This is a genomic window from Vreelandella nanhaiensis (assembly GCF_003990185.1).
Classification (GTDB): Bacteria; Pseudomonadota; Gammaproteobacteria; order Pseudomonadales; family Halomonadaceae; genus Vreelandella; species Vreelandella nanhaiensis.
This window is the reverse complement of the sequence record NZ_RZHF01000005.1, coordinates 269,247-290,578: the sequence shown is the minus strand read 5'-3', so window position 1 is coordinate 290,578 and position 21,332 is coordinate 269,247. Positions and strand designations below refer to the sequence as shown.

The window sequence follows — 21,332 nt, the reverse complement described above, 5'->3', positions numbered from 1 at the left end:
CATTAGTGGCCGCTTTAGTTCTACTCGCTTGGCTTGTCCGTTTTCTTCGCTTTCTTCGCTTTGGGAGCAGCTTTCTTGGCTGGCGTGGGTTCGGGTTTCGACCCTGCCGCCTTGCGCTTGGGTTGGGCACGCTGGGTTTTCTTGCCTTCTGCCTCATCGGTAGTGGACAGCTCTTCACTGCTGCGGCGAGGGCGCTGGGCGCGTTTCACAGTGGCAGATTCTTCGGGCATTGGCTCCATTGAACCTGCCGTTTCTTCGGGGGTGGGTTCCTGAAGTGGATGACCGCGGTCCTGTACAGGCACGTCCTGCCCTACCGACATATCATCTCGAAAAGGGGCTTCATCGAATGAGGGGTCGCCATTGGGGTCTTCCAGTGGAAGGCGGCTCTCCTGGATACCTATCTCGTCCTCTTCCAAGGGAAGGTCATCCTCCAGGATAGGCGCCTCGTCGAGCGGTTCGCCTACTTCTTCCAGCTCGGCTTCGTTGCCAGCAGCTTGTTCGGCAGCCACTATCTTGACTGCCCTGTCCCAATGTTGTTGTTGTTGCCCTTCAGGGCGTCCTTCAGCTTCCCAAATGCTGTAGGCCAGTTGACGTACGCGCTCTTCGTCAGTCATCTCAGCTCTCCCTATGTGCTATTTCAATGGTTCACTATGTTGATGTAATGGCGGGGCTTCAGTATTGCTGTCCGTGTGGCCAGCGCGTAGAAAAACACCCACGGGTAGCTCAGCAAGCAGGCTGGCAACAGAAATGCCAGCGTTGTCTACTTTCAGGGTTGCCTCGGTTAAAACGCTTTGCCAGCAACCGGGGGGCGGTTGCAGGAATGTATCCTCCCAGCGCTTTTGTGAAATATGCGGTCTGTCGGTGTCATCCAATAGGTTGGCGGTGAGCCGGGGGACTACCACCAGTAATTGGTAGCTGCTATAGCGCCGGGTAAAGGCCACCACGTGATTGGCAAGTTCGCCGTCCGCCACAATCGGGTGGTAGTCGCCGTGGGCAAACAGCAGGGGGTTACGATGGCGCAGCCCCAGCAACCGGGTAATCAGCGCTTGTTTTACTCGCCCATCACGCCAGGTACGCAGGGCCTCGGTGGGCGGTAGCGCCTGATCAAGTCCTGCTTTACGTAGGCCGTAGTCAACAGGGCGTCTATTATCAGGGTCTACCAAGCTGTAGTCCCAGAACTCACTTCCCTGGTAAAGATCCGGCACGCCGGGTACGGTTAAGCGCAGTACCGTCTGCACCAAGCCGTTAATGGCGCCCGGCAGGTCAAGGGTCCGTGCGGCAGCGGCGATCGAATCCCGCAGGGGCGCGGTGGTTAGCAACCCTTCTAAAAATGTGCGGCAAGCTGATTCGTAAGCCTCATTAGGCCACAGCCAGTGGCTACGCAGCTTGGCTTCGCGCAAAGCTTTTAGCTGCCATGCAGCCAATCGCTGGTTAAAGTGCTCAAGGGCCTCATCGTCCTGCGGGTCGAGCGTCGGCGACCAAGCCCCCAGTAGAATCTGATAAAGAATTAATTCATCGCCCGGTGAGGGCGCGAGTCCCTCGGGCAATGACTGGCGCAGTGGTGCGGCCATCTTTCGCCAACGCTCAACCTGGCTTGTGAAGATCACCGCCTGTTCACTCAGTGCAGCAAGTCTGGCACGTACATCTTCGCCCCGCTTGTGGTCGTGGGTGGCGGTGGTCACGAGGGAGCCAGGAAAGTCACGGGCACGTCGGGCATTCGCCTTGTGGAAGTGCTCAGAAGAGTGGCTAAAATGCTCTCCGTCAAAGCCCACATCGTTACGCGAAATCAGTACCGCACTGCGATACCCAGCAGTATCTTCGACCGCCTTGGCGGCAACCGGCGAGGTAAGCTGTTGAAAACGAGTAATGGCGCGCTGGCGCAGCTGGCGCTCGCCATCCTCGGCGCAATCACGCGGTGCCTCTCCCCCCAACCAACGTTCCAAGGCTTCAAGAACGGCAATATCCGGCGGATTGAGCGCTTGGCGTGCGGCCTGCATTGCCTGGGTAAAGAAGGGAGTGTCGGCATCTGGCCGGCCAGCATCGTCGGCATAGCTGCGGTAAATGGGGAAGTGGACAATCAATGCTTCCAGCGCCCGCCGGATCGCGGCCAGGGTAATATCCCGGCTACTCAATTGAGCACGCGCAACAGCATGCAGAGCCCGCGCACAGGCCGAAAATTCGCTGGTCAGCAAGGAGGTAAGTACCTCGCGCCTACCCAGGCGCACCTCGGCAGAAAAGTCAGGATCACGGCCACTAACATCACGCCATAACTGCCTTAGCGGCGCGCTACCTGTCGGATCGTGCTGTATCCCCGAGACCTCGTTCATGAACTCGTAACCGCTGGTACCATCCACGCCCCAGTCGGTATGTAACGTCTCACCATCTCCCAGAATCTTTTCCACATACAGAGCGACATGGCGGGGCGCGTCACTTGGGCGTTTTTCCTCTATCGCATCCAGGTGCTGGCGAAGGCGTAGGCAGTAGCCCCGTGGGTCGGCCAGTCCATCAACATGGTCAACGCGCAGGCCGTCGACCCAGCCTGCCTCGACCAGACGTAACGGCAGGGCATGTACGGCCTCGAAGACCTCCGGATCTTCAATGCGTAGCCCTCCCAGTTCGGTAACGTCAAAAAAACGCCGCCAGTTAATCTCATCGGACGCGGTGCGCCACCACGCCAAGCGGTAATGTTGACGTTCCAGCAGGGCATGAAGCCGAGTGGCGCCGTTACTACTCGCACCGTTAAATAATTTCATGACAGCGCTGAGCGATGCCTGGGCCGCGGGCGATTCCATCACCTTGCCTAACTGGCGACGCGCATCCTGAGCAGATGCGTAGGCATCATTATCTTGCTGCAGGGCTTCGAAAAAAGCCGCCTGTTCATATAGCGTGTTGTGCTCAGAAAAGCGCAGTATGTCGCCGTAGTGACGCGGGTCGATAGGAAAGCGGTGCTCGTGATAATCGACATGAAAGCCCGCCGCCTCGACGTCGTAGTCCAGCGTCAATTCGCCTGAATTGAGTATCTCGGCATAGGCGGCGCCAAGAAACGGCACGAGCAGTTTGCCGTTAAGCGTGGGATCAGGAGAGTGCCAGTCGATATCGAAGAAGCTGGCGTAGGGGCTATCACTCCCCCAAGCCAGCACGTCCTGCCACCACAGATTTTCCGAGCCACCCACCGCCAGGTGGTTGGGTACAATATCAAGGACCAATCCCATGCCGCGCTCGCGCAGCCGGGCAACCAGACTTTTCAGAGCAGCTTCGCCGCCTAGTTCAGGGTCGATGCGGGTAGGGTCAACGCCGTCGTAGCCATGCGGGGACCCAGCCCGCGACACTTGTAGCGGTGAGGCATAGATATGACTGATGCCAAGGGCAGCATAGTAGTCTACCCAACGTTCGGCATCCTTGAGGGTGAAGTCGCGATGAAACTGGAGTCGAAGCGTCGCGCGGATCTCATTCATGGGTCGGCCTCCCAAACAGGGCAGATTGTGAGGTCGTCTCCTTTAGCGCACTTTTGCGTGAAAGCGTCAGCGCACCAAGCCGTTGACGAACTTCGTCTGATGCCAGCAAGTCGCTTGCATCGGTTGCCCAGCGACGGCGCCAGTTCGGGTGCTCGTCCGTGCTGTTGGGCAGGTTGGCCTGCTCTTCAAGCCCCAGTACATCCTCTACCGGAAGTAATACCAGCGGGGTGGAGGTACCGCCCAGATGGCGTGCACAGGCATCGAGCACCTGCGAGGCGGGAATATCGGCAGCTTCCAAGGTCTGTGTGGTCGGTGTGCTGCCCAGCAGCCCAAGCGTTGTGGCAAGTTTAGCCCGTTCATGGCGCCGGGCCTGCAGCTCGCTCTCTAGGCTCTGGCTGGCCTTGAACAATCCAAGCCGGTCGCGCCATTCAATATCGCGGCCCGCCCACCAGCCAGCTACGGTTGGCAGGTCATGGGTCGAGGTGGTGGCCAGCGCATCGGGGGACCACTGGCTAGCGGCAAGATAGTTGCTGTCTTTATCCTGCTCGAACCACAGCACCTGCATACCCAATATGCCGCGCGCTTCCAGCTGCTGGCGAAAGCCCGGTGCCACGGTGCCAAGATCCTCACCAATCACGATGGCGCGATGACGCCAGGATTCCAGGGCCACCAGACGGAGCATGTCGTCCAATGGATAACGCAGGTAGCCACCCTCAGTGGCGGAAGCACCCTGAGGTACCAGCCATAGGCGCATCAAGCCGAGCACATGATCAATCCGAAGCCCACCGGCGTGGGCCAAGGCGCTACGCAGCATGTCGATAAAACTACGAAAACCCGAACGTTTCAGGCCGAAGGGCGAGAACGCAGCCAGCCCCCAATTTTGCCCCTGGCCGTTAAACAGGTCGGGGGGCGCCCCGATGGAGACGCCTTCCAACATATCTTCCTGCCGGCTCCATGTCTGGCTACCCGCGGCGTCCGCGCCCACGGCTAAATCAGCAATTAATCCTATCGCCATGCCGTTCTCGCGAGCGGCGTGCTGAGCGCGCGACAGCCCATCGGCAGCTAACCACTGTAGAAAAACGTGAAAGCCTATTTCGTGGGCGCGCGTCTCGGCAAAGCGAGCCAGCTCAGGGCTGGCAGGATCGCGAAGCGCTTCAGGCCAGTCACGCCAGTTGCTGGGCCCAAACTCCCTTTGCAGGGCCTCAAAACGGCAGTGATCTTCCAGTAGTTCGCCCCCAGCTTGACGGAATTCCTGCATTTTCTGGCGTAGGGCTTGAGTGGCGTCATCCTCACAAGACATAAAATCATCGTAAAGAAAACGCAGCCAGGAGAGCTTGGCCCGCGCCGCTCCGGGCCAGTCGAGTAAATCGTCGGTTTCCAGGCGACTAAGTTCTGCCTGCAGCCCATTGCGTGCCTGGGCATCGCGAACGCGGTCTTCACCTAACAGGGTTTCCGGCGCACTATAAAGCACATTATTGAGAAGCCGCGTGGAGGGCGAGTAAGGGCTGTAATTATCAGGGTTAGCACTGAACATGGCGTGCGTGGGGCTAATAGCCAGCGCATCCGCTCCGAGCTTTGCAGCAGGAGCAACAAAATTTTCCAGCGCCAGGACATCCCCAATACCCCCATCCCCAGAGCGGCGCAGGGAATAAAGCTGGGCAGCCAGGCCCCATAAGCGAGGCGTGGATTCACTACTAGCCTCACTCGGGAAAAAACACCGCTGTGGAGCGACTGCCAAGGTTAGTTGGGTATCGGCTATATGCAGCTGGTGATAACCGATTTCCGAGATACTGGGCAGCATACCGTCGCGGTCTAGCGTGCCCTCTACGCGGCTGCCTTCCTCGAGTATCAATATAAACGCCGTGCCGGGGGATAGCGGCGATGGTAGTGTGATGGGCGTATCAGGATCAGCGGTGATTAGCGGTGGCCACTCGGCAGGATGGTCCGGCGCGTGCAGACGTTTCAGTCGCTGCAGGCTTTCATCAAGCGCCGCCTCACTCTCGGTTGGAAAGCCGAGTATTTCCAGAAGGGTACGTTGAACTGACTCGGACAACTGGCACGGTTCGCCGTCGCTATTTTCCCATTCGAGCAATAACCCGGCCGCTTCAGCGAGCTGGGTAAGTTTATGGTTCATCGGCTTGCCTCACTGTTACCCGGCCCATCCAGTAGCCACACGGCAGCAGCACCCGAGGGCAGGCGGCCACTCTGTGTAGTAGATGCCACTCCTTCGCGTGTTTCGTATAAGCATTGCTCGGCGCGCAGTGTTTGAACGTCTGAGTCTGGTATGGCGACCGGCTGGTTGCCTAAATTGAGCGCTATTACCAGTTGGGTGTCGTCGTTCATCTGCCAGCGGGCCAGCACGGCCTTGTCGCCGATTGCTTCAGCCCCTAATGCCCGTGCGCTTTGAAGGCGCGGTACGATATGCTGATGACGGAGTGCCAGCAGGGTGCGATAGCGTTCCAGGCAAGCGGCATGGGGAGCCGTTCCACGTGCGTCAAAGTCGGGGATTGAAGCCTCAAAGGTACTCAGGGCATTAGGGTCAGGTATGCGCTCGCGGGCCTTTTCATCCAGAAAGGCGCTGAAGTCGGCAAATTCAGCCCGGCGCCCCTCGCGAACCGCCTGAGCGAGTTCCTCCTTGTGCTCGGTGAAGAACAAAAAGGGCTGAGTAGCCCCCCACTCTTCGCCCATGAACAGCAAGGGCACCATGGGTGAAAGCAGCAGCAGTGCTGTGGCTGCCGCGAGAGCGTCAGGGTCCGCAAGAAGGCTTAAACGCTCGCCAAGGGCGCGGTTGCCGGTTTGGTCATGGTTTTGAAGAAACGCCACAAAGGCTGTGGGGGGCAGGTGGGCGCTGGGCTCGCCGCGGGCGCGGCCATGGCGCGTCTGCGCGCCCTGGTAGATAAACCCTTCGCTTAAGCAGCGGGCCAGCCGGGCCGTGGCGTCGTCGACGAAATCACTGTAATAGCCCTCGGTCTCACCGGTCAGGAGTACATGGATAACGTTGTGCCAGTCATCATTCCACTGGGCGTTAAACTGCTCGGAATTGAGCAGGCTGGCGGTGTTGCCTTCGTTTTCAAGCACCAGATGAACATGCCGCTCAGGCGCTATCTGGGTGCGTACCGTTTCTGCCAGCTCGACCAGAAAGTCCTGCTCGCTGATGGCATGAACGGCATCGAAGCGCAGGCCGTCCAGGCGATACTCCTCAAGCCACATTAAGGCATTGTCGATAAAGTAACGCCGTACTTGGGGTTGACGAAAATCGATAGCAGGACCCCAGGGCGTGGCGAGATCCTCGCGAAAAAAACTACTGGCATAGCTTGCCAGGTAGTTACCGTCCGGGCCGAAGTGGTTATACACCACGTCGAGAAATACCATCAGGCCCAGGGAGTGCGCTTCATCAACCAGAGCTTTCAGTTCATCAGGGCTGCCGTAGGAGGCTTCCACCGCGTATGGAAGTACACCATCGTAGCCCCAGTTGCGGGCGCCCGGAAACTCCGAGACTGGCATCAGCTCAATGGCTGTGACACCCAGTTCAGCAAGATAGGGAAGGTGTTGGCGAACACCCTCAAAGCCGCCCAGCGTACCGACATGCAGCTCGTAGAACACCGTTTCATGCCAGGGGCGCCCTTGCCAGCTTTGATTCCGCCATTGATAGTGGTAGGGATCAATCACTACGCTAGGCCCGTCGATATCACCGGCCTGGGCACGGGCGGCTGGGTCAGGTATCAGGCTGCCCTGATCGTTATCATCACCGAAGATGCGGTAGCGGTAGCGAGCACCGTGGCCGCAGGCAATCTCGGCGGTGACATAACCTTCATCGGCTTTCACCATGGTGGCGCTGGGCAGGTCTTCGACCTCCACATCTACCCGGTGCGCGTTCGGTGCCCAGAGCGTAAACCGTGTCTGTCCCTCCCTGATAACGTGCGCACCGAAAGCGGGTTGAAATTGAGTCGGGTTAGCCATCGTTAACCAACTCCTGCTCAAGCGCCTGCTGATAAAGCTTGCTATAAGGCACGATGGACTGCCGCCAGTGGTAGCGCCCGGTCATGGCCGCGCCGCGCATGGCATTGAACAGGTCGGTCGACTTGTATACGGAAAAAGCGCGCTGAATCGCCCGCATGTAGCTGCCGAACTGCATGTCGTCGAACAAAAAGCCGGTCACGCCATCCTCAATCGTGTCAGCCAGCCCGCCGGTTCTGTGGGCAATGGGGAGTGAGCCAAATCGCTGGGCATACATCTGACTCAATCCGCAGGGTTCAAAGCGTGACGGCATTAGCAGAAAATCACTCCCGGCGAACAGGCAGCGCGCTTGGTATTCGTCGAAACCGATGTAGGCGGCAATAGCTCCTTGAAAACGTATGGCCAACTCGCGCAGCGCTTCCTCTACGTGCCACTCGCCGCTGCCCATGAAGACGATCTGCCCGCCAGCATCCACAATGGCTCTCGCAGCCTTAATGGTCAGGTCGAGTCCCTTTTGATGCACAAGACGCGATATCACCACAAACAGTGGCCCTTGGCTGGGAGTCAGGCCGAAATGGCGGCGTACATGGTCGGCATTGGCTCGTTTGCCGCTCCAATCGTTGGAGGAGAAGGCCTGAATCAGATGGCTATCCGTGCGCGGGTCCCAGGAGTCGTCGATACCGTTGGGAATCCCGCTCAAGCGCCCCTGGTCGGCTTTACAGCGCAGTAGCCCATCAAGGCCGCACCCGAATTTCGGCGTTGTGATCTCCTGGGCGTAGGTGGCACTAACTGTGGTCACATGCGAGGCATAGACAATACCTGCTTTCATGAACGAAAGATCGCCATAGTACTCGACACCTTCGATATGAAACGCTTCATCGGGAATGCCGAGCGCGCTCAAGCGTGAAGCATTGAATATGCCTTGATACGCCAGATTATGAATCGTGAACACGCTTGGAATAGACTGCCCTTGCCAGTGCATATAGGCTGGTGCCAAGCCGCACGCCCAATCGTTAAGATGCAATAGCTGGGGCTGCCAATCGAGATTTGCCTCACCTAGCGCGATATCGGCCGCTGCCCGGGAGAGTCGGGCAAAACGGATATCGTTATCTTGCCAGCCGTTGTCCTGACCATCGCCATAGCCGCTGGAGCCCGTCCCGTAAGGGGTACCTTCGCGGTCATAAAGTTCAGGGCACATCAGTACATACAGGATCAGACCATCGCGGCAGGTTATCTTGCCTATATCGCAAGCGGGCAAGTCGGCAAAAGCGGGTAAATGGCCAACGGGAATAATATCATACTCGGATTCGAGTATTTCCCGATAGGCAGGAATCAGTACACGCACATCGTGATGTACCGATAGTGCCCTGGGTAAGGCCGATGAAACATCACCTAGTCCACCGACTTTAACGAAGTCGGTAATTTCAGTGGTCACAAATAAAATGCGTTGTGGAGAGTCAGGGCTATTTTTATTGTTTTTAACTATAATGTTATTATTACGGTTATCAGTAGCGCCGTGATTAGAGCAATAGTCAGCAATCACGTCATGAGAGATAAAAGAAGTTTGGGCTGGAGTTAGCTTTAAGTTTCTGCCAACTTCTTTTATGCTCTCGTCCGGCTCGCTTTTATCGGTAGTAACCTCACCTAAAGCCACTCCCCCCATGGTCAATCTCCCTGGACTATCATGGTTAATACTTGCTTAATTAGATAACTCGCTTTTTTAATGAATTTCCTGTCTCTCTGCTAGTAACCGCTCAGTCATGCCTCTCGTTGGAAATTTTTATTAAAATAGCTTAGTTGAAAAAAGCATACGCTGGTGAGGTTTCATTCAACCATAACCTAAATCAACTCTGTATGTAGGGCAATGGGGAAGCAGATATCAATAATATGGCAGGAAACGCTTACTAACGATAATAAAATATTAAAAAATATGATGTTTAAGAGTTATATTAACGAGGGTTAAATGTTCTCTTGTTTATATTTATTTGAATTGGTTTTGTTTCTCAATAGGTTGACGAGTAAGTATTAATCGCTGGCTGAATAAAACTTCTGCTCATTTGTTAAAATTTTAAACGAGATGAAGAAAGTGGCCTGAAAATTGGATGATAAAATGTGCGCTTTAGGTGGACCAAGCCCAGAGAGTACATTTCGCCTGCCAGCGGATAGGCCGACAGCAGGCGTGTTGCTAGTTATCGTAGATAGCTTTGGTAGATAGTCTGACAGATGAATCCCCGCGCCTTATGCAGAAAGCGAAAGAAAGAACAGAATCAGCGGAGGTGAAAGCAGCGAAAGGATAAATCCGCTGACCACTGCGACGGGCACACAGGCGACGCCGCCGTGCTGCTGAATCACGGGCAGCGTAAAGTCCATTGACGTTGCGCCGCCATAGCCGATAGCAAGAGCCGTATGGCGATGAATCACTAGTGGAATTAAAATAAACGCCAGGAGTTCGCGAGTAAGGTCGTTAAAAAAAGCCACGCCGCCCATTAACGGCCCTAACTGGTCACCGATCAAAATGGCTGAAAGCGAATACCAGCCAAAGCCAGAGGCCATGGCGAGCCCTTCATTCCAGCTAAGCGAGAGCAAGGGCGCCGCGGCCAGCCCAGCCAGAAGAGAGCTAACTGCCAGCGTTACCGCGATAGCAAGCCCCAGCCGGTTGAGCAGAATTTGCCTAAGCGGCATGCCGGAATTACGCAGCTGGCAGCCAATCAACACCAATAGCGCGTAAAGCACCCATTCGGCCATGAAGTCGGCAGTGGTAAACAGCGCTTCACCTAGCCAGGGGCCAAACAGCAGGCCTGTTATAACGCCGCCCGCTACCACAGCTAGCAAGAGCAACGAACCCTGCATTGCCGCAAGCTTACTGGTAGGTGCATCTTTGACCACGGGTGAGTTACCCGCTTTTAACGCTACCCGGTGCGATAGCCACCAGAGAGCTGCCAGATTAAATGCCGTGGTGATACCGAATAGCAGTAACGCATTACTCCCTAGTCGTGAAAGCTGGCTTGCCAGATTCTCAAGCCCGGCCAGGCTAATTCCCATGAATAGCAAAATAAGATAAACCGAGCCGCTAACGGCTCGGTTGATCAATTGCTGCAGAGAAGTAGAACGAACGCGTATTAAATAGCCCACTATCAGGGGCAATAGAACAATCAATAATCCAGATAGCATCTAAAGGGTGGGCTCGCTTAGGGGTTGAATTGAGTAAGCCTGATACGGGTTTGGCGGCGCCCCTCCTTGCGGTACTCCGCTGAAAGAATCAGGCCAGGCCAGTCGGGATGAAAGTTGATTTCCAGGTGGCGGTCGGGTTTCTCGGTATCGCTTAATATCACCCGTTGCGCCTCGAATTCACCAGCCGGTACGCTCACCACCTGTAGTCCTGGCACGGAGTAATACTGGAAATGCTCATCGCGGCCGCGATGGTCAACAAATTCAAGTTCACAGGGCGCACTTTGCATGCATGCTTCGTTGCCCGCACGACGGGATAAATCTACTAAGGCAGCCTGACGGTCAATGCTCGGGATGGCGTCTTCATTCAATTGGTAGCTATCGCCCACGCCGAGTAGCGAGTAGCTGCTGTTATACAGCAGCGAGTGGATGGAGTCATCGCTGACCGAGAAGCGGCTGTACTCTTGACCACGCGCAATGGTGACCGAAAAGCTCATATCACTTAGCCAGTGCAAGCCTTCTTGCGTGAGCGTATGGGTAATCGTTGCCCCGGGCCAGCCACGAGTTTCCAGCCGGTACTGAGCTTTAAAAGGCATAAGCTCGGCAAGCTTGCCAGACGCTTCTTCGCCCGCATTTGCCTGCAAGGAAAATAGACACAGGCAGGCACTGCCCAGCAATGTGCTGGCCGATAAAGCACTGATAGCACTGAACGGGGACTTCAAACGGGTTACTCGCATGATGACTCTCCTTGTTAACAGGCGATTGCCCAATAGGCCGGGCGGTCGGGTAGGGCTAAAGAGTGTTTGACAGACGAAAAAGCGACAGCCCTGATCCCTATGATGGCCTTCGCTCTTTTCCCCATGACGTGCCTAGGCACGAAAAGATGCCAGCCCCGCTTTTCTATAGCCTGATATAAACATATCCAAACCCACAAGCGTATATCTTAACATTTAGCATAGACTGGTTCTGGCTTGCCTATGACATACCCAAGGTAATGTCGTCAGCGTTTACCAAGCATAGGAGCTGTCGGCAGGTTTTAACGTGCTCAGTAACCTTGGCTTGGGTTGACGGTAGGAAGCGTTTCACCGGCCTCAAAGGCATTTAAATACGAAATAACCTGGTCAATCGCGTCACTAAGCGGAGTTGGGGCCGCCATATGGGGCGTTACCATCACACGTGAATGCTGCCACAGAGGGTTATCGCTAGGCAGCGGTTCGTGATGGAAGACATCCAGCAGAGCGCCGCGCAAATGGCCCGGTTTATGATAATCACCAAGGGCATCAAGAAGTGCCTGTTCATCAATAAGACTGCCCCGACCGGGATTGATGATACTGGCGCCTTCAGGTAGCTGAGCCAGCCGCTTTGCATCAAGAATATGTCTGGTTGCCGCCGTGTCGGGCAAAATGGTGACCAGAGTTTTCACCTGAGGCAGGAGAGTGTCGAGCCCATCGTCACCGTACAAACACTTTACCCCTTTTATGGTTTTAGGTGAGCGGCTCCACCCCAGCACGGGAAAACCTGCCTGCTGCAAGGCGCTGGCTACATACGCACCGATGGCACCCAATCCCAGTACGCCTACCGGCCAGTCGGTTTTTTCAACTACGTTATGGGGCTGCCAGCGGGCGCTAGCTTGCTGAACGGCGTAACGGTCCATGCTGCGGTAAAAGTGCAAAACGCCGTAGAGTACGTAGTCAGCCATCAGATCGCCCATGCCCGCATCACGCAATTTTACGATAGGCACTTGAGGGGGCAGACCCGGGGTACTTAACAGGTGATCCACCCCAGCGCCCAGATTGATAATGCCTTTCAGCTTCGTTTGTTCTTTCAAAAGGTGTGCAGGTGCTTTCCATACGGCAAGATAGTCGGCCCCCAGGCGCTCTTCTTCAGCAGCGTCGCTGGTCACGACGGTTGCATTGGGTAGGGCCTGGGTCAGGGCGTCACGCCACTCCTGGGCATTATCGATATGCACAACAATTTTCATCTCGCCTCCGCAAACATGATGACGCTATTAGAGCCTCTATCATGAGCGAGGCGCATTGTGTGCTGCAAGTTGCCGCTGCCGTGGGATGCGTACTGCTTCTTGCCCACTACGAAGAAACGCTAAGTTTGGCCTACGCTTAAATGAACATTACGGTAAAGGGAAATTACCATGCACGAGGCCTCGCTTCGTAAGGTGACTCGCCACCGCAGTGGCAAAGGGTTCACCTATAAAACGGCAACGGGAAAGACGCTACGCGATACGCGCTGGCGGGAATGGATTGACTCGCTGGCTATTCCTCCTGCCTGGCGTGAGGTCGAAATAACGCTGAACCGCCGCCACCATATCTATGCGGTAGGGCGCGATGACGCCGGGCGCAAACAGTACATCTATAACCCCAAATGGCGTGAAGCCCGTGAGGCGAAAAAGTTTGACCGCATTGTCGACTTTGCCCAGCGACTAACCACTATGCGCCGAGTGACGGGGCAGCATCTAGCGCTTGAGGGGCTGCCCCGGGAAAAGGTGTTGGCTTGCATGGTACGTCTGATCGACAGCGCCTATTTTCGTCCAGGAAGTGAGCGCTATCGGCGCGAAAACGACTCTTACGGGCTAACCACCATGCGCTCCAAGCATCTGACCATTGAGGGCGACGAGCTGATTTTCGATTATCAGGGCAAAAGTGGCCAGCACCAGCATCGGGTCGTGGAGGACGCTAAACTCGCCCAAGTGGTCGCCGAGCTTGATGGTGTTCCCGGTTACGAAATCTTTAAATATTTCGATGAGGAGGGTAATAAGGTACGCGTCGATAGCGCTGATCTGAACGATTATATCCATGAGGTAATGGGCGAAGCCTTCAGCGCCAAAGATTTTCGCACCTGGGCGGGTACTTCGCTTGCAGCACTAGCGCTTGAAGAATTAGGCGTTGGCGAAAACGAGAAAGTCAGTCAGAAAAACGTACGCCAGGCAGTTGAGCGGGTAGCTCAGTCCCTTGGCAATACGCCCAGTATCGCCAAGGCCAGCTACATTGACCCCCGGGTAGTCGAGAGCTACCTGGATGGCCGTACGCTGGAGCATTTTCGCCAGTTAGTTGAGCAGAAGCTTGAAAACGAGCAGCTCATTGGCCCGGATGAGCGCGCCGTACTGGAGCTTTTACGGAGCCGTTTGAAAGAACAATTGAACTGAGTGGCATAAAGGTTTTGACCCGTAACCAAGGGGGGGTGCTAGTATCGGGCTAAGGCGACGTTGGCAAGCCCTTCAGCGGCGGGGCCAGGTCGAACCTTTGGCCCGTTGCTTGGCGTGACTTAAACGCGCACCGGTTCTTGGTGATCTTTGATGGTGAGTTACCCGATGACCCAGGTTTCCCTGCCCTTCACGCGTGAAGAGTATGCCCAACGCCTGTGGAAGGTACGTGCTGAAATGGCCGTCCGCGGCATTGATGTATTGATCGTTAGCGACCCGTCTAACATGGCCTGGCTGACCGGTTATGACGGCTGGTCTTTTTATGTGCACCAGTGTGTTCTGGTCGGGTTGGAAGGCGAGCCGGTATGGTTTGGGCGCCGTATGGATGCTAACGGAGCACTACGCACCTGCTGGATTGACCCAGCCAATATTACCTATTACCCGGATTACTACGTCCAGAATCCGGATATGCACCCGATGGACTATCTAGCGCAATCCGTCTTACCTGACCGCGGCTGGCATACCGGCGTGGTAGGCATGGAAATGGATAACTACTATTTCTCTGCCAAGGCCTACCAAAGCCTGCTGCGCGAGCTTCCTCACGCCCGCTTTATTGACGCCAATGCGCTAGTGAACTGGTGCCGGGCGATCAAGTCGCCTCAGGAAATCGCTTATATGCGCATTGCCGGCAAAATTGTCGAAGGCATGCACTCGCGTATTCTGGAGGTGATTGAGCCGGGCCTGCCCAAGAGCAAGCTGGTCTCGGAAATTTATCGGGTGGGGATTGAAGGCTTTGTGGATGAAAACGGCAAGGTGTACGGCGGCGACTATCCTGCCATCGTGCCCATGCTACCAACCGGTAAAGATGCAGCTGCCCCGCACCTGACCTGGGACGACACGCCGTTTCGTGAAGGCGAAGGCACGTTTTTCGAGATTGCCGGAGTGTTCAAGCGCTATCACGCGCCCATGTCACGCACCGTGTTTCTGGGTCGGCCACCTACCGACTTTATTCGCGCTGAATCGGCCCTGCTGGAAGGGATCGAAAACGGCCTGGCGGTTGCTAAGCCGGGAAATCGCACGGCGGATATTGCCATGGCATTGGGTGCTGCCATGGATAAATATGGCTTTGACCGGGGTGGGGCGCGCTGTGGGTATCCGATTGGTATCTCGTACCCGCCGGATTGGGGCGAGCGCACCATGAGCCTGCGCCCCTCGGATGAATCCATCCTGCAGCCCGGCATGACGTTTCACTTTATGCCTGGGCTTTGGGTAGACGACTGGGGGCTGGAGATTACCGAAAGCATCCTGATTACTGAAACAGGCTGTGAAACGTTAGCCAATTTCCCCCGGCAGCTATTTGTTAAATAACGCACTAAGCGTTAAGCCATTGACTAAGGATTCGTTATGACCCTGCGACCGAGCCCGGTTTCCGCCACTGTCGATTTTGATGCTGACGGCGTGCAGCACGGTTTTCTAAAGCTGCCCATCTCCACGAATGAATCTGCCTGGGGGGCTGTGATGATCCCGATTACCGTGGTAAAAAACGGTGAGGGCCCCACCGCTCTGCTAACTGGCGGCAATCATGGCGATGAATACGAAGGGATTACGTCGCTACTCAAGCTGGCCAATGCGCTCACTGCAGAGGAAGTCAGCGGGCGGGTCATTATCGTGCCGTGCATGAATACGCCGGCCGTAATGGCAGGCAAACGAACCTCGCCCATGGATAAAGGCAACCTTAACCGCAGCTTCCCAGGCGACCCCAACGGCAGTGTAACGCTGCAAATTGCCGACTACTTCACCCGAGTGCTGGCACCTATGAGCGATGTAGTGCTGGATCTACACTCCGGTGGCCGCACACTGGATATTCTGCCGTTTGGGGCTTCTCATGTGCTGGATGATAAAACCCAGCAACAGGCTGCGCTGGAAGGCGCCAAAGCGTTTGGCGCGCCTTATGCCATGGTTATGTTTGAGCTGGACGCTGAAAAACTTTTTGATACCGCCTGCGAGCGTCAGGGCAAGATATTTGTGGCCACTGAGCTTGGCGGCGGCGGCACCTCCACGCCCCAAAGCATGGCAATTACCGAGCGCGGCGTGCGCAACTTTCTGATCCATTACGGCTTAGTAGCGGGCGAGGTGGAAATGCCGGAAGACGGGCAGGTATATCTCGATATGCCTGATGCCCGTTGTTACGTACAAAGCCAGCATTCCGGCGTACTTGAGCTATGTGTGGCGCTGGGTGATACGGTAACCCAAGGGCAGGTGTTGGCCTACGTGTACGATATGACCCGCACCGGTAGCGAGCCGGTTGCCTACCGTGCCGAACGCGGTGGCATTTTGATGGCACGGCGTGCCCCGGCGCTGGTCAATATGGGGGATACCATTGCGGTAATTGCCGATGTCGTCGAACGCCTGGAGGCATAGCCCAAGGCATGATGAAACTTGACCGTTTTGACCTCAAAATTCTCGATATTCTCTCCCGAGACGGGCGAATCACTAAGTCCAAACTGGCCGAGGCGATTAACCTCTCGGTCAGCCCCTGCTGGGAGAGGGTCAAACGCCTGGAAAAAGCGGGGGTTATTCAAGGCTACACCGCGCGCATCAATGCCGACGTGCTGGTGCCGCGTAACCCTGTATGGGTGCAGATCGAGCTTAAAGCCCACAACGCTGAAAGCTTCGCGCGTTTTGAAGCCCTGGTTTTGAACACCCCGGAGGTTACCGAATGTGTCGCCGTGGGCGGGGGAGTGGATTACCTGGTGAAGTTTGAAGCCCGCACGATTGATAGCTACCAGCGATTGATGGACAAGTGGCTGGTTTCTGAGGCAGGAATCGAGCGTTACTTTACTTATATTGTGACCAAAACGGTCAAGCGCGAGCCAATTGGCATTGATGTTGAGAATATCGGTGTGTGACTCATCAGCGCCTGATCAGCATTAAGTGACCAAGCTGCTGAATTCTGGGGGAGTCGTCTCTTTAGCGCCAATGAAGCGACTCTCGCAGACCAGATTTCGGCCTTCATGTTTTGCGGCATATAACGCCTTGTCAGCCGCCTGAATCAACTTATTTAGTTCCTCCATAGGATTAATAGGACCAGCGCATACCCCCACGCTCACGGTAACGATGCCATAGTCTGATTGGGTATGGGGAATGACAAGGTTGGCGACGTTTGCCCGTACACTTTCAGCCAGTGCTAAAGCGTTATGCTCAGTGTCATTGCCCATTAGACGTAAAATTAGGAATTCTTCGCCCCCGAAGCGGCATACCATATCCTTCGATGAACACGCGGCACGAATAGCCTCAGCGACTATTTGTAGACAGTTATCACCATCAGCATGCCCATAATGATCGTTAAATGCTTTGAAATAGTCCACGTCCACAATTACAACGGCGATCTGCTCTTTAGAGGATGCGTATGTTTGGAATAATGACGCCGCATATCGATCGAGGCCTCTGCGGTTAGATAGCCCTGTTAGCGGATCTATAGTGGAAATTCTCTCCAAATCCGCATTGCGCTCAGCAAGTTCTAAACGTAATTGATCAGTATTAACATTTTGTAGATACAGACGTAGCGACTCTGCGGAAAAACGATAGTTGGCTATTAGGGTCAACACTAGAGTGGGTAAGCCAAACGCCAAGTGGTTCACTACGTACTCAAGATCGGCGCCGGGCAGAAACCAAATAGTGGTATAAAGACAGATGAACACAAACAACGAGCCATAGATGCTGTACTCGAACGGTGGCGTCAGAACAATGGTAAGAACCAGCTGAAAAATTAGGCCAGCATAGAAGTAATGAAGTACGCGTGGATTTTCCGACCCTAATAGCACTGTACACCAAACAGCCGTTCCCAAGACGACCACCACTACGCCTGCAAGCTCCTTATGGCGAATGGAAGCAGGTCGTTTGTAATAGGCAAACAAGAAGACGATGAGTGGTCCTATAATTAAGAAGCGTAATAATATCGACCTAAGCGTGATATCGGGCAATATATAGATATCCATCAAGGTGTAGGAAAAGTAAAAAATTGCCAATAGCTTAGTGAGCACGATCAACGAATACAGGCGTTCGCCGTGCCGATCTATGTCGTACTTTTCCCGAACGGTTGTGTCATTGATGTGTTGGGAAAGCTGCTTAAAGTAAGGAAGTTGACACACGACATTCCCCTTGGCCCGGTATAGCTGGCATTTCGCGATCTCTGTAGAGGGTAAGATCTTGAAACCAGTCGTTTAAGCAGGATAGATCATGGCGTAGAGCACAGTTTATCTATAGCCGACATAGCATCATTGAGAATCTTCTTGAAGCATTAGGTATACCACAACACAGCGAATATTTAGACTTTTTTAAGTCTCGTCTTTGGCAGTTAGCCTTGGTCTCACAGTTAACACCAAAAAAAAGCGCTGAAAAAAGCGGTTATGACAAAAAAAGTTAAACCATAACCCTTCTCTTTCAAAAACACTTCGTGTGCCATCTCCCTTACGCTAGGTACATCGAAAAGGTCAGCCAGAAGCCGATCTTTTCAATCGTCAACGTGCAACGGTTTGTCGCTGACAGTGGCTTCAACCAGGGGAGGTGCTCATGACCCTACTATCGACCACGCTGGTTAAACGCTTGGCAGACCCACGCCTGTTCCGCCAGTACGCTTATGTGAACGGCAAGTGGACACATGGGGAAGGGGGCCGGGAAGAATCGGTGTATGACCCGGCAACCAACGAAGCCATCGGCCATATCCCGCTGCTTGAAGCCAAACAAATTACCGCTGCGGTTGATGCTGCCGAGGTAGCATTCGTTCGCTGGCGCGCGCTGCGTGCCGATGAGCGCTGCGAGCGGCTGCTCGCCTGGTACGATCTGATTCAGGCCAACCGGGAAGACCTTGCCACCATCATGACGCTGGAGCAGGGCAAGCCGCTGCCCGATGCGCGTGGCGAAGTGGAGTACGGAGCAAGCTTTGTGCGCTGGTTCGCGGAAGAGGGCAAGCGCACTTATGGTGAGACTATTCCCAGCCATATTCCCAATGCCTCGCTGGGTACTATCAAAGAGCCTGTTGGCATTGCAGCGATGATTACACCGTGGAATTTTCCGCTGGCAATGATTACCCGTAAAGCGGCGGCGGCGTTGGCTGCAGGCTGCCCGGTGATTGTGAAACCGGCCAATGAGACGCCCTTTTCAGCGCTAGCTCTGGCGGAATTAGCCGAGCGAGCAGGTATTCCGGACGGCATCTTTAACGTGGTATTGGGTGAGCCTGCAGAGGTTTCAAAAATTCTATGTAGCGAGCCGCGCATTAGGGCGCTATCGTTTACTGGCTCCACCCGCGTTGGCCGCCTGTTGATGGAACAAAGCGCCGGTACCGTAAAACGCCTTTCGCTTGAGTTGGGCGGCAATGCGCCGTTTATTGTCGGGCCAGATATGGACCCCAAAGAAGCGGCCTATGCGGCGGTAGCGGCTAAGTTCCAAACGGCTGGGCAGGACTGCCTGGCGGCCAACCGCATTTTGGTACACGAATCCATTCATGATGAGTTCGTTGTGCAATTCACCGAGCGCATGGTGGCATTAACCGTGGGCAACGGTTTGCAGGAGGAGGTTGATCTTGGCCCGTTGATTCATCGCCAAGCCGTGGAGAAGGCTGCCGCGATTGTTGATGATGCGATTTCCCGTGGCGCAACACTGATCAGAGGCGATCAGAGCCAGGCGCCGGGCGAAAACTTCTTTATGCCGGTGCTGTTAACCAACGTAACACCCCAGATGAAAGTCTGGCGGGAAGAGAACTTTGCCCCCGTGGCCGGGATTACCGCTTATTCAAGCGACGAAGAAGCCATCGAGCTTGCCAACGACACCGAGTATGGCTTAGCGGCTTATGTGTATACCCATGATATCCGGCGGATCTGGAAGCTGATGCGTGCGCTCGAGTACGGCATGGTGAGCGTAAACTCGGTCAAGATGACCGGCCCGCCAGTACCGTTTGGCGGCGTGAAGCAGTCCGGCCTTGGTCGTGAGGGCGGCGCCACCGGTATTGATGAGTATCTCGAAACCAAATATTACTGTCTGGGCGCACTGGGTTCGGTCTCGGGGAGCTAGCTACGTTTATTGCATAAAAATTTACGTTGTTACTAATTTTTAAAAAACCCTCCTAACAGTAGGGAGGGGCATTACAGAGAGAGCGCTATGAGCCAGCATCAGGATCTGATCGAACGCGACCGCAAAGTCACTTTTCACGCTTCTACCCACCTGCGTGACTTTGCCCATGGCGATGCGCCGGGCCGTGTGATTACTGGCGGTAAAGGCATCCATATTGTGGACAAGGATGGCCGCGAGTTTATTGACGGTTTTGCCGGTCTTTACTGCGTTAATATCGGCTATGGCCGCACGGAAATTGCCGAGGCCATTTACAAGCAGGCGATGGAACTTTCTTATTACCATACTTATGTGGGGCACTCGAACGAGCCGCAGATCGCGCTTTCCGAGCGTATTCTGAAAATCGCTGGCATGAACATGTCCAAGGTTTACTACGGCATGTCCGGCAGTGATGCCAATGAAACCCAGCTGAAAATCGTGCGCTACTACAACAACGTGCTGGGCCGGCCGCAGAAGAAAAAAGTCATCTCCCGCATGCGTGGCTATCACGGATCAGGTATTGCTTCCGGCTCGTTGACCGGCCTCAAGGCGTTTCACGACCATTTCGATCTGCCCATTGATACGATTCGCCATACCGAAGCGCCGCACTACTACCTGCGCGCCGCTGAGCAGCACGGCATGACCGAGCTTGAGTTTTCGTCCTTCTGCGCCGACAAGCTTGAGGCGATGATTCTTGAAGAGGGGCCGGATACGGTTGCTGCGTTTATTGGCGAGCCGGTGTTGGGCACAGGCGGCATTGTACCGCCGCCGGAAGGCTACTGGGACGCGATTCAAGCTGTGTTGGCCAAGTACGATGTGCTTTTGATTGCTGATGAAGTGGTGTGTGGATTTGGGCGTACTGGCTCTGACTTCGGTAGCCACCACTACAACATGAAGCCGGATCTGGTCACGATTGCCAAAGGCTTGACCAGTGCCTATCAGCCGCTTTCTGGCGTGATTGTGGGCGAAAAAGTATGGCAAGTGCTTGAGCAGGGCACTGGCGAGTTTGGCCCCATCGGCCACGGTTGGACCTATTCCGGCCACGCGCTGGGCTGTGCCGCGGGCATTGCCAACCTGGATATTATCGAGCGTGAAAACCTGGTGGGCAACGCTGCCGAAACGGGTGCCTACTTCCAGGCGCAGCTCAAGGCCAACTTCGAGGGCCACCCACTATTAGGCGATGTACGCGGTGTTGGCCTTATGGCCGCACTTGAGTTCTCGCCGGATGCCACGCAGCGCCTGCATTTTGACCCAGCATTGAAAGTTGGCCCACGGGTAGCTGCTGCCGCGATGGAGGAGAATCTGATCGCCCGAGCGATGCCCCAAGGAGATATTTTAGGCTTTGCGCCCCCATTGACCATTAACCGCGCGGAAGTCGACGATATGATTGGCCGGGCCAAACGTGCCATTGATCGGGTTACTGATGAACTTACCCGTTCAGGTGATTTGAAAACAGGGCATCAGGAAGCGGCGTTTACCGTCTGAGTGAT

The 21,332-nt window shown here is 55.1% G+C and carries 15 protein-coding genes; 6 read left to right on the top strand and 9 right to left on the bottom strand.

What is annotated here, in order from left to right; genetic code table 11:
- Positions 1 to 20 precede the first annotated feature (20 nt).
- The 8 genes from ELY38_RS04950 to ELY38_RS04915 form a co-directional block, all read right to left on the bottom strand.
- The gene (locus ELY38_RS04950) at positions 21 to 614 is read right to left on the bottom strand and encodes a DUF2934 domain-containing protein (protein ID WP_127060388.1); all 594 of its coding nucleotides are present in this window, start codon (positions 612 to 614) and stop codon (positions 21 to 23) included.
- 18 nt (positions 615 to 632) lie between these two features.
- Entirely contained in the window at positions 633 to 3,455 is a 2,823-nt protein-coding gene (treY, locus tag ELY38_RS04945; protein WP_127060387.1) for a malto-oligosyltrehalose synthase, read from the bottom strand.
- The gene (malQ, locus tag ELY38_RS04940; protein ID WP_127060386.1) at positions 3,448 to 5,589 is read right to left on the bottom strand and encodes a 4-alpha-glucanotransferase; all 2,142 of its coding nucleotides are present in this window, start codon (positions 5,587 to 5,589) and stop codon (positions 3,448 to 3,450) included. The genes treY and malQ overlap by 8 nt, the downstream gene beginning before the upstream one ends.
- Positions 5,586 to 7,415: a malto-oligosyltrehalose trehalohydrolase gene (treZ, locus tag ELY38_RS04935; RefSeq protein WP_127060385.1), complete on the bottom strand. Its 1,830-nt coding sequence runs from the start codon at positions 7,413 to 7,415 to the stop codon at positions 5,586 to 5,588. The genes malQ and treZ overlap by 4 nt, the downstream gene beginning before the upstream one ends.
- Entirely contained in the window at positions 7,408 to 8,847 is a 1,440-nt protein-coding gene (glgA, locus tag ELY38_RS04930; protein ID WP_246009068.1) for a glycogen synthase GlgA, read from the bottom strand. The genes treZ and glgA overlap by 8 nt, the downstream gene beginning before the upstream one ends.
- A gap of 803 nt (positions 8,848 to 9,650) precedes the next feature.
- The gene (locus ELY38_RS04925) at positions 9,651 to 10,583 is read right to left on the bottom strand and encodes a LysO family transporter (protein WP_127060383.1); all 933 of its coding nucleotides are present in this window, start codon (positions 10,581 to 10,583) and stop codon (positions 9,651 to 9,653) included.
- A gap of 17 nt (positions 10,584 to 10,600) precedes the next feature.
- Positions 10,601 to 11,317: a hypothetical protein gene (locus tag ELY38_RS04920; protein ID WP_127060382.1), complete on the bottom strand. Its 717-nt coding sequence runs from the start codon at positions 11,315 to 11,317 to the stop codon at positions 10,601 to 10,603.
- Positions 11,318 to 11,625: 308 nt separating this feature from the next.
- The gene (locus tag ELY38_RS04915) at positions 11,626 to 12,561 is read right to left on the bottom strand and encodes a 2-hydroxyacid dehydrogenase (protein ID WP_127060381.1); all 936 of its coding nucleotides are present in this window, start codon (positions 12,559 to 12,561) and stop codon (positions 11,626 to 11,628) included.
- A 168-nt stretch (positions 12,562 to 12,729) separates the two neighbouring features.
- Here ELY38_RS04915 and ELY38_RS04910 point away from each other — a divergent pair, with 168 nt between their 5' ends.
- The 4 genes from ELY38_RS04910 to ELY38_RS04895 all read left to right on the top strand — a co-directional run bounded on the left by ELY38_RS04910 (position 12,730) and on the right by ELY38_RS04895 (position 16,646).
- Positions 12,730 to 13,740, top strand: a complete 1,011-nt coding sequence (locus ELY38_RS04910; protein WP_127060380.1) for a DNA topoisomerase IB — start codon at positions 12,730 to 12,732, stop codon at positions 13,738 to 13,740.
- Positions 13,741 to 13,905: 165 nt separating this feature from the next.
- Positions 13,906 to 15,105 carry an ectoine hydrolase DoeA gene (gene doeA / locus ELY38_RS04905; protein WP_127060379.1) on the top strand — a complete coding sequence of 400 codons (1,200 nt, stop codon included), beginning with the start codon at positions 13,906 to 13,908 and terminating at the stop codon, positions 15,103 to 15,105.
- Positions 15,106 to 15,141: 36 nt separating this feature from the next.
- Positions 15,142 to 16,158 (top strand): N(2)-acetyl-L-2,4-diaminobutanoate deacetylase DoeB, encoded by a 1,017-nt coding sequence (gene doeB / locus ELY38_RS04900; RefSeq protein WP_127060378.1) that lies wholly within the window; start codon positions 15,142 to 15,144, stop codon positions 16,156 to 16,158.
- Between the two features lie 8 nt (positions 16,159 to 16,166).
- Positions 16,167 to 16,646, top strand: coding sequence for an Lrp/AsnC family transcriptional regulator (locus ELY38_RS04895; protein ID WP_127060377.1), 480 nt, complete (start codon positions 16,167 to 16,169; stop codon positions 16,644 to 16,646).
- A gap of 21 nt (positions 16,647 to 16,667) precedes the next feature.
- Here the strand turns inward: ELY38_RS04895 and ELY38_RS04890 are convergent, their stop codons facing one another.
- A complete protein-coding gene (locus ELY38_RS04890) occupies positions 16,668 to 17,888 on the bottom strand; it encodes a GGDEF domain-containing protein (protein WP_127060376.1) in 1,221 nt (406 codons plus the stop codon).
- Between the two features lie 421 nt (positions 17,889 to 18,309).
- Here ELY38_RS04890 and ELY38_RS04885 point away from each other — a divergent pair, with 421 nt between their 5' ends.
- Positions 18,310 to 19,806, top strand: coding sequence for an NAD-dependent succinate-semialdehyde dehydrogenase (locus tag ELY38_RS04885; protein WP_127060375.1), 1,497 nt, complete (start codon positions 18,310 to 18,312; stop codon positions 19,804 to 19,806).
- Positions 19,807 to 19,893: 87 nt separating this feature from the next.
- Entirely contained in the window at positions 19,894 to 21,327 is a 1,434-nt protein-coding gene (locus ELY38_RS04880; protein WP_127060374.1) for an aspartate aminotransferase family protein, read from the top strand.
- Positions 21,328 to 21,332 lie beyond the last annotated feature (5 nt).

Coding starts and splice junctions, on each gene's coding strand:
- treY (WP_127060387.1), bottom strand. CDS start 3,455: ATGAATGAGATCCGCGCGACGCTTCGACTCCAGTTTCATCGCGACTTC.
- ELY38_RS04915 (WP_127060381.1), bottom strand. CDS start 12,561: ATGAAAATTGTTGTGCATATCGATAATGCCCAGGAGTGGCGTGACGCC.
- malQ (WP_127060386.1), bottom strand. CDS start 5,589: ATGAACCATAAACTTACCCAGCTCGCTGAAGCGGCCGGGTTATTGCTC.
- ELY38_RS04925 (WP_127060383.1), bottom strand. CDS start 10,583: ATGCTATCTGGATTATTGATTGTTCTATTGCCCCTGATAGTGGGCTAT.
- doeA (WP_127060379.1), top strand. CDS start 13,906: ATGACCCAGGTTTCCCTGCCCTTCACGCGTGAAGAGTATGCCCAACGC.
- doeB (WP_127060378.1), top strand. CDS start 15,142: ATGACCCTGCGACCGAGCCCGGTTTCCGCCACTGTCGATTTTGATGCT.
- treZ (WP_127060385.1), bottom strand. CDS start 7,415: ATGGCTAACCCGACTCAATTTCAACCCGCTTTCGGTGCGCACGTTATC.
- ELY38_RS04895 (WP_127060377.1), top strand. CDS start 16,167: ATGATGAAACTTGACCGTTTTGACCTCAAAATTCTCGATATTCTCTCC.
- ELY38_RS04920 (WP_127060382.1), bottom strand. CDS start 11,317: ATGCGAGTAACCCGTTTGAAGTCCCCGTTCAGTGCTATCAGTGCTTTA.
- ELY38_RS04950 (WP_127060388.1), bottom strand. CDS start 614: ATGACTGACGAAGAGCGCGTACGTCAACTGGCCTACAGCATTTGGGAA.
- ELY38_RS04910 (WP_127060380.1), top strand. CDS start 12,730: ATGCACGAGGCCTCGCTTCGTAAGGTGACTCGCCACCGCAGTGGCAAA.
- ELY38_RS04880 (WP_127060374.1), top strand. CDS start 19,894: ATGAGCCAGCATCAGGATCTGATCGAACGCGACCGCAAAGTCACTTTT.
- ELY38_RS04885 (WP_127060375.1), top strand. CDS start 18,310: ATGACCCTACTATCGACCACGCTGGTTAAACGCTTGGCAGACCCACGC.